The sequence below is a fragment of the Nocardia sp. NPDC052254 genome (assembly GCF_040679495.1).
Lineage (GTDB): Bacteria > Actinomycetota > Actinomycetes > Mycobacteriales > Mycobacteriaceae > Nocardia.
Genome location: NZ_JBFAUW010000007.1, coordinates 143,737 through 156,329, shown reverse-complemented (window position 1 = coordinate 156,329; position 12,593 = coordinate 143,737). Strand labels below are relative to the sequence as shown.

Below are 12,593 nucleotides of genomic sequence, written 5' to 3'. Positions count from 1 at the left end.
TCAGGGCAAGCTACGCGTGTATGTGCCGGTGACCATCGCGATGCTTCGAGAGTTGGTGACGGAGCGCGAAATCCGGGCCGTCAACGACACCGCCTTCGCGGTCACCCCCGCCCTGCGGGAGGCCTATGCCTCCGGTGACGACGAGGAATTGGCCGAGGTCGCGATGATCGATGCGGCCCGCGCGTCGCTGCGGCTGCTGGCCGCCGAACGCGAGGCCGCGCTCCTGCACTCGAGTGATGAGGACGACGACACCGAGGCGAGCGACCCCGGCTATTCGGCCCCGGTCTATCGTCGCGCGGTCATCGCCGCCGATGTGACGGATACCACCCTGCGCTCCGATCTCGACGATGCGGTGGTCCGGCTGTCCGGCCCGATCGAATACAACCGGATCGCATCCGTGCACGTCGATCTGTCCGAGGCCGAACCACAGGTCGCGAAGGCCGTCGATGTGATCGACGCCGCCGATCTCGGCGACCCGGACGCGGAATTCGTGCTGGGTGATGCCGAAGACCACCAGTTGGCCTGGTATGCCGCACAAGAGTTGCCGTTCCTGCTCGACCTGCTCTGAGCCGACCGCTAACCTACGATGCCGTAACCTTGGGTCGGGGTGGATGGATGGATGCGCTGCAAGCGCGTGAGCACAGGAAATGAGCATTCGCACGATGGTGTCGAAATCGGTAGAAGGCCTGCGGGCGTGGCTCGAGGCCCCGGTCGCCGACGCGAAGATGGCGGGGCGGACGCGGCTGGACGCGCTGCGCGGCGCGGCCGCCCGCATCACCACCCCGCTGCTGCCCGACGACTATCTGCATCTGGTCAATCCGCTGTGGTCGGCGCGGGAACTGCGCGGCCGAATCCTCGAGGTCCGCAAGGAGACCGCCGATTCGGTCACCCTGGTGATCAAGCCGGGCTGGGGTTTCGACTTCACCTTCACCCCCGGTCAGTACATCGGTATCGGCGTACTGGTCGACGGTCGCTGGCACTGGCGTTCGTATTCGCTGACCTGCCCGCCGGACTGGACCGATCCGGACAACCGCGCCAAGCGGGTGATCTCGATCGCGGTCAAGGCGATGCCCGAGGGTTTCCTGTCCAGCCATCTGGTCAACGGCGTCCCGCAGGGCACGGTCGTGCGCCTGGCCGCACCGCAGGGTGGGTTCGTCCTGCCGGAACCGCCGCCCGCGAAGGTGTTGTTCATCACCGCGGGTAGCGGCATCACACCGGTGATGGCGATGCTGCGGACGCTGGACCGCCGCGCCGCCGATCGCACCGACGGCGACGCGATGGACGACATCGTGCACATCCATTCCGCTCGCACCGCCGACGATGTGATGTTCGGCGCGGAACTGCGCGCGCTGCACGACAGGCATCCGGGATTCACCGCCCACATCCACCTGACCGGTGAGCAGGGCAAGTTCGATCTGGCCGAACTGGACACCCGCTTCCCGGATTGGCGCGAGCGCGACACCTGGGCGTGCGGTCCGGCCGGGCTGCTCAACGATGTCGAAAAGCATTGGACGGCAGCGGGTATCGGCGACAAGCTGCATGTCGAGCGGTTCGAGGTGGAACGGTCGGCGGTCGGCGAGGGCGGCACGGTGACCTTCGCGCGTACCGATCGCACCACGGAAGTCGACGGTGCGACGAGTCTGCTCGAGGCCGGCGAGGCGGCCGGTGTGCAGATGCCGTTCGGTTGCCGGATGGGCATCTGCCAGACCTGCGTGGTCACGCTCACCGACGGGCACGTCCGCGATCTGCGCAACGGTGCCGAACATCAGGCCGGCGAGAAGGTGCAGACCTGCATCTCGGCCGCGGCGGGTGACTGCACCCTGGACGTGTAGCCGCTTTCCGGTGGTGTTCACGAGATCGCCCCCAACCGGCACAAGCGATCACCACCGGTAACCGATACTCTGAAGACGAACAGACCGAGACCTCCCACCGAAGTGCAGCGGAGGCAATCCGATACCCGGCCGGCCGACGCCACGCCGAGGCATTCATTCGACACCGCCGGAAGCGAAGCGGAGGCATTGCAGGACCGTGGCGATCACCGATATCAAGGCGTATTCACACCTGACAGCTGCCGACATCGACACCCTCGGCAACGAGCTCGACACCATTCGCCGCACAGTGGAGCAATCCCTGGGCGAACGTGACGCGGCGTATATCCGGCGCTCCATCCGCGCCCAGCGCACCCTCGAGGCCGCCGGGCGGGCGGTCTTGTTCGCCGGGCGCAACAAGTGGGCCTGGGTGGCCGGGACCGCGATGCTGTCGGTGGCCAAGATCATCGAGAACATGGAGCTCGGCCACAACATCAGCCACGGCCAGTGGGACTGGATGAACGACCCGGAGATCCACTCCACCAGCTGGGAGTGGGATATGACGGGCACCTCCGGGCAGTGGAAGCGCGCGCACAACTTCTCCCATCACACCTACACCAACATCGTCGGCATGGACGACGATGTGGGCTTCGGCATCCTGCGCATGACCCGCGACGAAGAGTGGAAGCCGATCAATCTCGCGCAGCCGGTGGGCAATCTGATCCTGGCGGCACTGTTCGAGTGGGGTATCGCGCTGCACGATCTGAAGATCGAGAAGTTGCAGACCGGTGTGCCGGGTTCCGAGCTGCTGTCCGAGCCCAATCGACAGTTCTTCCGCAAGGCCGGGCGCCAAGTGGCCAAGGATTTCGTGGTCTTCCCCCTGTTGTCGGGGCCGGGCTGGAAGCAGACGCTCAAGGCGAATGCCACCGCGAATCTGATCCGCAATCTGTGGGCATACGCGGTGATCTTCTGCGGCCATTTCCCCGATGGTGCGGAGAAGTTCACCGAGGAGCAATTCGCCGACGAGACCCGGGCGGAATGGTATCTGCGGCAGATGCTCGGCAGTGCCAACTTCCAGGCCGGTCCGGCGATGGCGTTCATGAGCGGCAATCTCTGCTACCAGATCGAGCATCACCTGTTCCCGGACATTCCGAGCAATCGGTATCCGGAGATCTCCGAACAGGTCCGGCAGTTGTGCGACAAATACGACCTGCCCTACACCACCGGATCACTCGGTCGGCAATACCTGCTGGCGTTTCGAACGATTCACAAACTCGCACTGCCGGATCGGTTCCTGCGGCGCACCTCCGATGACGCACCGGAGACCTCTTCCGAGCGGAAATTCTCACTCCTGACGCTGGCCTCGACGAGTCTTTCCGACGAGCCGTCATCCGGCGTGGATCCGCTGACCGGACACCGGCAGGGATTGCGTTCGGCACTGGTCGAGGCGAAAGCCGCATTGCGAGAGAAGGCCCGGCAGGAAAAGGAAGCACTGCGCGAGGCCAGGGTCGTACTCCAGGAAAAGGCGCGAGCAGAGAAGCAGCTCCTGCGACGCCGCGCGCTGCGCGAAGGAGCGACGGTTCGCTTCCGGTTGCGGCAACGACGAAAGCGACTAACTTAAGCAGATGTAGGGCACGATCACAATGCGGGATACGCCACAGTTGTAATCCGATACGGAGACAACCTACGGAACCGTAACTTACGGTAGTGTAACCACCATGGCGATCTCGGATGTCAAGGAATATGCGCACCTCACCCCGGAGGACGTAGAGGCGATCGGTGCGGAGCTGGACGCGATCCGCCGTGAAATCGAGTCGTCCCGGGGTGCCCGCGATGCCCGCTACATCCGCAATGTGATCCGGCTGCAGCGTGTGCTCGAGATCGGTGGCCGCGGGGTGCTGTTCGCCAGCTTCCTGCCGCCCGCCTGGCTGGCCGGTACCGCAATGCTCTCGGCGGCAAAGATCATCGAGAACATGGAGATCGGCCACAATGTCATGCACGGCCAGTGGGACTGGATGAACGATCCGGAAATCCACTCGTCCAACTGGGAATGGGACAACGCCGGCCCGTCCGAGCACTGGAAGATCACGCACAACTACCTGCACCACAAGTACACCAATGTGCTGGGTATGGACGACGACATCGGCTACGGCCTGCTGCGCGTCACCCGCGATCAGCGGTGGTCACCGTTCTATCTCGGTCAGCCGGTCTACAACCTGCTGTTGCAGATGTTCTTCGAATACGGCGTGGCCATCCAGCATTTGGAGCTGGGCAAGGTGGCAAAGAAGAAGTGGGCCGCCGGTTCGCCGGAGCGGCTGCAATTCGAGCACGACCGCCGTGTCGTGCTGAAGAAGGTCGGCAAGCAGGCCGCCAAGGATTATCTGATCTTCCCCCTGCTGACCGGTCCGGCCTTCCTGTCGACACTCACCGCCAATGTCACCGCCAATGTCGTCCGCAATATCTGGACCAATGCGGTGATCTTCTGCGGCCACTTCCCCGACGGTGCCGAGAAGTTCACCAAGGGCGATGTGGACAACGAGACCCAGGGCGAGTGGTATCTGCGGCAGATGCTGGGCAGCGCCAACATCAGCGGCGGCGCGGTCATGCATTTCATGACCGGCAACCTCTCGCATCAGATCGAGCACCACCTGTTCCCGGATCTGCCCAGTAACCACTATCGCGCCATCGCGGTGCGGGTGCGCGAAATGTGCGACAAATACGATCTGCCCTACACCACCGGCTCACTGCCGGTGCAGTACGCCAAGTCGTGGCGCACCATCATGAAACTGTCGCTGCCCAACAAGTATCTGCGGCGCGGTACCGACGATGCTCCCGAAACCAAATCCGAGCGCGCTTTCGGCGGTGTGGGCACCGTCGACCCCGCAACCGGACGGCGCCGGGGCCTGCGCACCGCGCTGCGCGAGGGCAAGCGGCGCGTCGCCGAACGCCGCCAGGCCGTGGGCTCGGCCGCCTGATTCCGAGCACCGCAACGGGCACTCGAACATCTCGCAGAGGGGCTCCCCGATTTCCGGGGAGCCCCTTTGCCATGAGAATCGACCGGAGCTGGTTCACTGAATACGTGTCAGTGCCAGAACCCAGCATCTACGACGTGATCCGGCAGCGCCGCGATGTGCGCGCCGAATACACCGGCGAACTCGTCGACGATGCGACCCTGCTCCGCATCCTCGACGCCGCCCATCGCGCACCCAGTGTGGGCAATTCGCAGCCGTGGGACTTCATCGTCGTCCGCAACCGGGAAACCCTCACCCGGTTCGCCGCGCACGTCGCCGACAAGCGCGTCGAATTCCATGATTCGCTCCCGCCCGAGCGGGCAGCCACCTTCGAGCCGATCAAGATCGAGGGAATCACCGAGAGCGGGACCGGCATCGTCGTCACCCACGACGACAGCCGCGGCGGCCCGCAAATCCTGGGGCGTGCGACGGTACCCGAAACCGGTTTGTACTCCACGATTCTCGCGATCCAGAACCTGTGGCTCGCGGCCACCTCCGAGGGGGTGGGCGTGGGCTGGGTGAGTTTCTACGACGCCCCGTTCCTCACCGAACTCATCGACCTGCCGCCCGGCATCCGGCCGGTGGCGTGGCTCTGTGTCGGTCCGGTACACGAATTCCAGCAGACCCCGGATCTCGAACGCTTCGGATGGCGCGACCGGCGACCGCTCGAGGACGCGATCCACTGGGAGAGGTACTAGCCCGGCCGCCTCTCCGAGCCTGGTACTACACCCGTTCGAGGACCGCGGAAGCGCCGTGTCCTCCTGCGGCACAGATTCCCAGGAGTGCGGTGTTCTTGCCCGTCAGTGCCAATTCGTTGGCCATGGTCGTCACCATGCGGGCGCCTGTTGCGCCGAAGGGATGGCCCAGCGATACCGAGCCGCCGTGCACATTGAGGATGCCGGGATCGATCTCGCCGACAGCCTGGTCGCGGTCCAGCCGGGACTTCGCCCACGTGTCACTGCCGAGTGCGGAGACCACCGACAACGTCTGTGCCGCGAAGGCCTCGTGGATATCCACGAAGTCGATATCGGACAACGACATTCCGGCCTTGTCCAGCGCACGCGGCATCGAGATCGCCGGGCCGATCAGTACCTGATCGGCGGGATCCACGCTGACGAAACTCCAGGATCGGATGGCCGCCAGCGGCGTCAGCCCCAGTTCGCGGGCCTTGTCCTCGCTCATCAGCAGCACCGCCGCGGCACCATCGGTGAGCGGGCTGGCATTTCCGGCGGTGACCGTGCCGCCGGATTCGAAGGCCGGTGCCAGTGTCGCGAGCTTGTCCACACTGGTGTTCGCGCGCACCAGCCCGTCTCGTTCGATCGTCTTGCCCGCCGGGGTTCGGACCGTCAGGACCTCCCGGTCGAAACGCCCGGATTCGATTGCCGCCGCCGCGCGATGATGCGAGCGCACCGCGAAGGCATCCTGCTCGGCACGGGTGATGCCATGGATCCGCGCCATCTTCTCCGCCGATTCACCCATCACCTCACCGGTGGTGCGCTCCGCGATCCGCGGCCGCCGCGGCAGCAGATCGGTGAACGGCGCCAACTGCGCAACCGCCGACAGATAGTCCTTCGGCTTGGGCTTGCCCAGTGCCAGCGGGGCGCCCGCGTGCACGAGTTTCTGTGGCAGTTTCACCTCGGCATTACTCGTCGAATCGCTGCCGCCGGCGATCATGATGTCGTACTCCCCACGTTCGATGGCCGCGGCCGCGGAGGTGACGGCCTGCAGGCCCGACGCACATGCGCGGGTCACCGTATAGCCCTCACAGCCGTGATCCAGACCGAGATCCAGGGCGATCTCGCGGGCGATGTTGGGCGCCGCGCTCGGCAGGATCACTCCACCCCACACCATCGCCTGCACCCGATCCTTCGGCAAGCCGGTGCGTTCCAGCAGACCGGCCACGGCCGCGGCGCCCAGGTCGATGGTGTCCATCCGGGTGTAGTCGGTGAAGGCGCGCAGGAAGGGAGTGCGGGCACCGGCGACGACGACGGCACGACGAGAACGCTGGGAAGTCATGGAACCGACTCTAAGGTCAGGAAAATTCCGATACAAGGTGTCACAGTAAATTGCCTCGGAACGGAATACGGCCGGGACCCCGTGGGTCCCGGCCGTCATCGGTCACTCGATGATCCGTCGTCGGTTACGCGAGTCTGATCAACCCGTAGTCGAAAGCGTGCCGGCGGTACACCACCGAGGGGCGGTCGGTCTCCCGATCCTGGAAGAGGAAGAAATCGTGGCCGACCAACTCCATCTGATAGAGCGCGTCGTCCACCGAGATCGGCGTCCCGGAGTGCACCTTGGTGCGCACGATATGCCCCGGCCCCGCGTATTCGGCGTCGGCGGAACCATCGGCGGATTCGGAACCGTCGGGACTCGCCGCATCATCGATCAGCGTGGCCGTCGCCTCGGCCACCGAGAGCGGGGTCTTCTCGCCGTAGTGCACCCGGCGGCGATCCTTGCTGCGCCGCAATCGGGATTCGAGTTTCGCCACCGCTTGCTCCAGCGCGCCGTAGAAACTGTCGGCGCAGGCCTCCGCCCGGACCACCGGGCCTTTACCTCGCACGGTGATCTCCACCCGCTGACAGTTCTTGCGCTGGCGGCGATTTCGTTCGTGGAACAGCTCCACGTCGAAGAGGTAGATCGAGGGGTCGAAGCGTTCCAGCCGGGAGAGCCGGTCCGCTACGTGAACGCGGAAATGATCGGGGACCTCGACGTTGCGGCCCTTCACCACGACGTCCGCGTCGGGGGTGCGGGGCACATCGGAGATGGTTTGTTCGGCTCCGTTCAGTTCACCGGAACCCATCTGGGTGCCCGTAACGGTCGAGGGCTCTGGTTCTTTCACTGAAGGTCGTGAAGTCGTCACGCGTACCTCCCGGATATGGCCGCACAACCGATGCATGTGCGGCGGGAATCAATCGTGCCGGGCGGCGAACCGGGATGTGAGGAACCGGTGGGAGGGCTCGCGGCCTGGCCACCCGTGGTCCGCTGTTCACGCCGGGATGCTCGGCACGAGGTCGTCCGAGTTGCACCTCCAACCTCTTGGATCGGGTGTCAGATCGCTCTGTCAGCAACGCTATTACGCCGACGATCCGTCCGCCACTGTTCACGCAAATTTCTCCGACTCAAGCGGCACACGTCACCATCACCGCGCGCACCCGCACCCCTTGCGCGGCCAATGTCCGGACCGATTCAGCGGCCGTCGCCCCGGTGGTGAGTACATCGTCCACCAGCACGATGTCGGCATCCGCGCAGGTTCGCAAGGCGGAAGACGGTGGTATTCGCCCGATGATCCCGCCATCCAGATTCGACCGGCGCGCCGCGGCACCCAAACCGACCGAGTCGCGCACCTCACCACGAGCCGCGAGCACCGGTGCGAGGTGGCAATCGGTCAGCCACCCGGCCGCCACCCGCGCCGTCCGCAGCACCGGATCACCGCCGCGACGACGGGCCGCCACGCGCCGGCTGGGCGCGGGCACGAGGACGAGTGGACGGCCGGGCGCGCGCAATCTGCCTATCCCCCGGGCCAGGGCGAGCCCCAGCGGAGCGGCCAGATCACGGCGACCGGACTCCTTCACCGCCAGCACCGCCCGGCGCGGTGGGCCGGCGTAAGGACCGAGCGCCCAGCAGGGCACTCCGGGATCGGCACGCGGCCGGATCCGCACCGGCGCCGCCGCGAGCGTCCCGGCGCACCGCACGCACCAACCCGTCCCCGCCGATCCGCATCCCCCGCAGTACTGCGGCAGGATCAATTCCAGCAGCATCCGCATCGGGCCAGTGTCACCGAGGGCACCGACATCGAACGAGAACTCGGCCCGCGGACGGCACACACCCCACCCGCCGGCGAGCACGGAACTTCACGAGGGAGCGGTCAGCCCGGAAACACCGGTACGGCGTTCGCACCCAGTCCCGGCACCTCGCGCCAGAACCGGTCGGTGGACGGACCGTCGGATTGCAGCCGCATCACCGCACGTGAGTCCGCGACGTACAACGTATCGGGAGCGGCACTCACCACCCGCACCGATGGCGTGAGGTTCTGACTCGACAGCGCCGTCAGATCCGAACCGTCGACGTAGACCGAATCCACCGGTGGCACATCGCCTTCCCGCCCGATCACCAGCATGTCGGGCGTCGACCAATCGATCGACACCGCCATCATGACGGAATCGACCGCGACCGGCTGCGGCGAGACCAGAGAGTATTTGCCGTCCGGCGCGGCGACCACGACCGCCTGATACACCTTGCCTCCGGCGATGATCGCCGCACGGGCACCGTCGCGGGATATCCGCAGATCCGTGATGGGCAGGCGCGGTACCGAATCCGCGCTGTTGGGCTCGGCCACGGTGAGCGAGGAACTGTCGACATTCTGCATCGAGACATTGCCGGTGCCCCGATCGTGCACGACCCGCACCACCCTGTTGCCGTCGATCACCGTCCACACCGCGCCGCCGTCGGCGGTCCACGACGGCCTGGTGAAGGTGTCGCCCTGGACGACCGAGAACGTGGTGGCGCCGTCGTAGCTGCCGAGCACCAGGGTCTGCTTCGGGGCGGGTGCCGGCTCGCCGCTGTCGGCCACCGCGGCGACCAGTTGCCCGTCCTCGGACAGACCGGCCGCGCGCAGATTGTGCACCGAGCCGAAATAGCCCGGAGTGGGGTCGATCTTTCCCTTGGCGGAATCCACCTTGACCAGCGCGCCGTCCCGTAAAGCGTGCAGCCCGACGCGATCTTCGGGGCGGACCCCTGGATTCAGCGCGCTCACATCTTCCAACGTCCAGCCGTTACCGGCATAGCGTTCGTCGAGCGGCTTACCGTCGGCGAGCAGCACATAAGGCCCGAGAATGCCCGCGCCGGCCAGGGTCAGCACCACCTGGGCCGCCAACAGTTCCCGACTGTGCGGATCCAGCGCCGAAGCACCGGCGAAATCCATCCGGATGCCGCCGAGACCGACACCGACATTGTCGGTCGCGCCATTGGCCTTGGTGATGTCGTCGGACAGGCTCACCGGATCGGCCAGCACATTGCGCACAGCCGGTGCGAGCCCCTCGCGGGGCCCTTCGACCAGCAACGACGTCAGACGCTGCGCGAGCTGCTCCTTGCCGACCGCGATCCAGCGCAGGTCGGGAACCATGGTGGTGCCGGGTCCATTGGAGAAATACAGCGAATACCGGTGATAGGACTTGTGGAAGGCACTGCTGTCGACCACCACACCGGGCTCCAGCTGGTTGATCCGCCAGTCGTCGCCGACCTTCGTCATTTCGATTCTGGTGTCGTAGGTGTTGTCCTGAGCGCGGAACGACCCGTCGGCGGCCAGTTCACCGAGCTTTCGCGCGCGGACCCGATAGGTCGCGGTGTCCTCGGTCCTCGATTCCCGCAAGGTGTCCGGTTTGTCGACGATGATGGTCTGGGCAGAGTCGTCCCAGGTCTGCGAAGTATCCGGGGTGAGGTACTGCCGTGCGGTCTGGTGATTGTCGGCGGGATCGGCGGTGGCCTCCATGAAGTCGTGCAGCAGCAGATCCGGATCCCGCCCGTGGACCGGCGGATGCGGGCCGGTGGACGTCGGTTCGCGGTTGATCGTGCCGAGGGCCTGCGGCGCCGAGGAGTCCGGCAGGTTGGCGCAGCCGGCGACGAGCAGGACGCAGCCGAACAGCGCACCGAGCATCGTCGCCAGACGGGTGCGGTTCATGGGTTGATGTCCTCTTTATGGGCGGGTTCATCGGCGGACGCGGTCTCGTCCGTGCTCCCGGCAGCCTCGTCTGGTCCGTCCGGTGACGACGCTTCGGCCGACGCGTCCGCATCCGACGGATGCGGTGGGCCGGCCGATTCCTCCCCCGGTGTCGTCCCGGCCGGCGGCTCGGCACCGGCTTCGGCATCGACGGTACCGGGGCCGTCGGTGGCATCCGCCGCCCCATCGGTCTCGGGTGCCTCGTCGGCCGGTGCGGGCGCGGGCTCCGCCGGTAGCTCGGCCAGCCGCCGCTTGGGCGGTTCCAGCGACAGCGGGCTCTGGCCGAGCTTGCGACCACGGATCAACGGCAGAGTCAGCCGGAAACTCGCGCCCGCACCGGGTTCACCCCAAGCCTCGAGCCGGCCATCGTGCAGATTCGCGTCCTCGACACTGATCGACAGGCCCAGACCGGTGCCACCCGATCGGCGCATCCGCGACGGGTCCGACCGCCAGAAGCGGTTGAAGACCAGCTTCTCCTCACCGGGACGCAATCCCACACCCTGATCTCGCACCACCATCGCGACGGCATTGGCATCCACATCGCCGCGCATCCGGATCAATACCGGTTTGCCCTCACTGTGGTCGATGGCGTTGGCGAGCAGATTGCGCAGGACGCGCTCCACCCGCCGCGGATCGACCTCGGCCACCAACGGCTCGTCCGGCAGATCGACGACCAGCTCACAGCTCGATTCCTTGGCCAGATGCCGCACCGTCGAGACCGCCGCCCGCGCGCACATGCGCACATCCAGCGATTCGACCTGCAGTTCGGCGACACCCGCGTCGTGACGGCTGATCTCGAGCAGATCGTTGAGCAGCCCCTCGAATCGGTCCAGCTCGGTCACCAGCAGTTCGGCGCTGCGTGCCAGGGCGGGGTCGAGTTCGTCGCTGGAGCCGTGGATCAGATCGGCGGCCATGCGCACGGTGGTCAACGGGGTCCGCAACTCATGGCTGACATCGGAGGTGAATCTCCGTTGCAGATTGCCGAATTCCTCGAGTTGGGTGATCTGATTCGACAAACTCTCGGCCATCTCGTTGAACGACATGGCGAGTCTGGCCATATCGTCCTCACCGCGGACCAGCATCCGCTCCTTGAGACGGCCGTCGGCGAACCGGCTGGCGATCCGTGCCGCCGAGCGAATCGGCAACACCACCTGGCGGGTCACCAGCGCGGTGATCGCCGCCAGCAGGACCAGCAGGACGATGCCGCCGATCAGCATGGTGCCGCGCATCAGGCTCAGACTGCGCTGCTCGTTGTTGAGCGGGAAGACCAGATAGACCTCGAGCGTCGGCACCTCGGTGCTCGGACTGCCGATGATCAGCACCGGCCCGTGATAACCGCCCGGATCCGAGATCGTGGCGAACTGGTAGCTGACCTGGTTCTGCTGCACGAAACGGCGCAGTTCGGCCGGCACCTCACCGATCGGACCGGCCGTCACCTCCTGCTGTCCGTCCCCGACCATGGCCAGAGCCACGGTATAGGTTCCGGCGCCACCGGCCGAGGACGAGGAGCTGCCGCCGGTGGACAGTGCGTTCACCGCGTCCTGCAGGCGCGCCGACTGGGCACTGGAATCCGAGACGCCCGTCAGCTGCGTCTCGACCGAATTCCGGGCACGGGTCATCTCCTCAACGGCCGCATTGACTTTCGCGTCCAGGAGACGATCGGTGATCTGACTGGTCAGCACGACACCGAGAATGGTGATGACGATCAGCGACAGCGTCAGCGTGGATACCACCACGCGCAACTGCAGCGACCGCCGCCACAGGTGCCCCAGCGACTCACCGACCGCTCTGAACCAGGCAACGACCGCCGCCAGCCACCGCTCGAAGCGATTTCTGGAACCAGCGGTCACAACGCTGCCTCGAGGGGGCGAGCGATCACGGCGGTCCGGCCTTGTAGCCGACACCGCGCACCGTCAGCACGATCTCGGGGTTCTCCGGATCCTTCTCGACCTTGGCCCACAATCGCTGCACGTGCACGTTCACCAGGCGGGTGTCGGCGGCATGCCGGTAGCCCCACACCTGCTCGAGCAGGACCTCGCGGGTGAACACCTGACG

At 66.1% G+C, this 12,593-nt stretch carries 11 protein-coding genes; 5 read left to right on the top strand and 6 right to left on the bottom strand.

The window, feature by feature from the left end; translation table 11 throughout:
* Positions 1-40: 40 nt before the first annotated feature.
* The 5 genes from AB0L57_RS19520 (at position 41) to bluB (ending at position 5,517) form a co-directional block, all read left to right on the top strand.
* Positions 41-568 (top strand): hypothetical protein, encoded by a 528-nt coding sequence (locus AB0L57_RS19520; protein ID WP_364964306.1) that lies wholly within the window; start codon positions 41-43, stop codon positions 566-568.
* Positions 569-662: 94 nt separating this feature from the next.
* A complete protein-coding gene (locus AB0L57_RS19515; RefSeq protein ID WP_364964304.1) occupies positions 663-1,832 on the top strand; it encodes a ferredoxin reductase in 1,170 nt (389 codons plus the stop codon).
* A gap of 196 nt (positions 1,833-2,028) precedes the next feature.
* On the top strand, positions 2,029-3,429 hold the full coding sequence (locus AB0L57_RS19510) for a fatty acid desaturase (protein WP_364963847.1): 1,401 nt from the start codon (positions 2,029-2,031) through the stop codon (positions 3,427-3,429).
* A 97-nt stretch (positions 3,430-3,526) separates the two neighbouring features.
* A complete protein-coding gene (locus tag AB0L57_RS19505; protein WP_364963844.1) occupies positions 3,527-4,783 on the top strand; it encodes an acyl-CoA desaturase in 1,257 nt (418 codons plus the stop codon).
* A gap of 104 nt (positions 4,784-4,887) precedes the next feature.
* Positions 4,888-5,517 carry a 5,6-dimethylbenzimidazole synthase gene (gene bluB / locus AB0L57_RS19500; RefSeq protein WP_364963841.1) on the top strand — a complete coding sequence of 210 codons (630 nt, stop codon included), beginning with the start codon at positions 4,888-4,890 and terminating at the stop codon, positions 5,515-5,517.
* A 25-nt stretch (positions 5,518-5,542) separates the two neighbouring features.
* Here bluB and AB0L57_RS19495 read toward each other — a convergent pair whose 3' ends face one another.
* The 6 genes from AB0L57_RS19495 to AB0L57_RS19470 all read right to left on the bottom strand — a co-directional run.
* Entirely contained in the window at positions 5,543-6,835 is a 1,293-nt protein-coding gene (locus AB0L57_RS19495) for an acetyl-CoA C-acyltransferase (protein WP_364963839.1), read from the bottom strand.
* Between the two features lie 124 nt (positions 6,836-6,959).
* Positions 6,960-7,622 carry a ribosome-associated translation inhibitor RaiA gene (raiA, locus tag AB0L57_RS19490; RefSeq protein ID WP_364963838.1) on the bottom strand — a complete coding sequence of 221 codons (663 nt, stop codon included), beginning with the start codon at positions 7,620-7,622 and terminating at the stop codon, positions 6,960-6,962.
* Positions 7,623-7,941: 319 nt separating this feature from the next.
* The gene (locus AB0L57_RS19485; protein ID WP_364963836.1) at positions 7,942-8,586 is read right to left on the bottom strand and encodes a ComF family protein; all 645 of its coding nucleotides are present in this window, start codon (positions 8,584-8,586) and stop codon (positions 7,942-7,944) included.
* Between the two features lie 101 nt (positions 8,587-8,687).
* Positions 8,688-10,499, bottom strand: coding sequence for an MtrAB system accessory lipoprotein LpqB (gene lpqB / locus AB0L57_RS19480; protein ID WP_364963834.1), 1,812 nt, complete (start codon positions 10,497-10,499; stop codon positions 8,688-8,690).
* Positions 10,496-12,388: an MtrAB system histidine kinase MtrB gene (gene mtrB / locus AB0L57_RS19475; protein WP_364963832.1), complete on the bottom strand. Its 1,893-nt coding sequence runs from the start codon at positions 12,386-12,388 to the stop codon at positions 10,496-10,498. The genes lpqB and mtrB overlap by 4 nt, the downstream gene beginning before the upstream one ends.
* Before the next feature lie 25 nt (positions 12,389-12,413).
* Positions 12,414-12,593: winged helix-turn-helix domain-containing protein (locus AB0L57_RS19470; RefSeq protein WP_364963830.1), on the bottom strand; the 180-nt coding region annotated here is incomplete at its 5' end.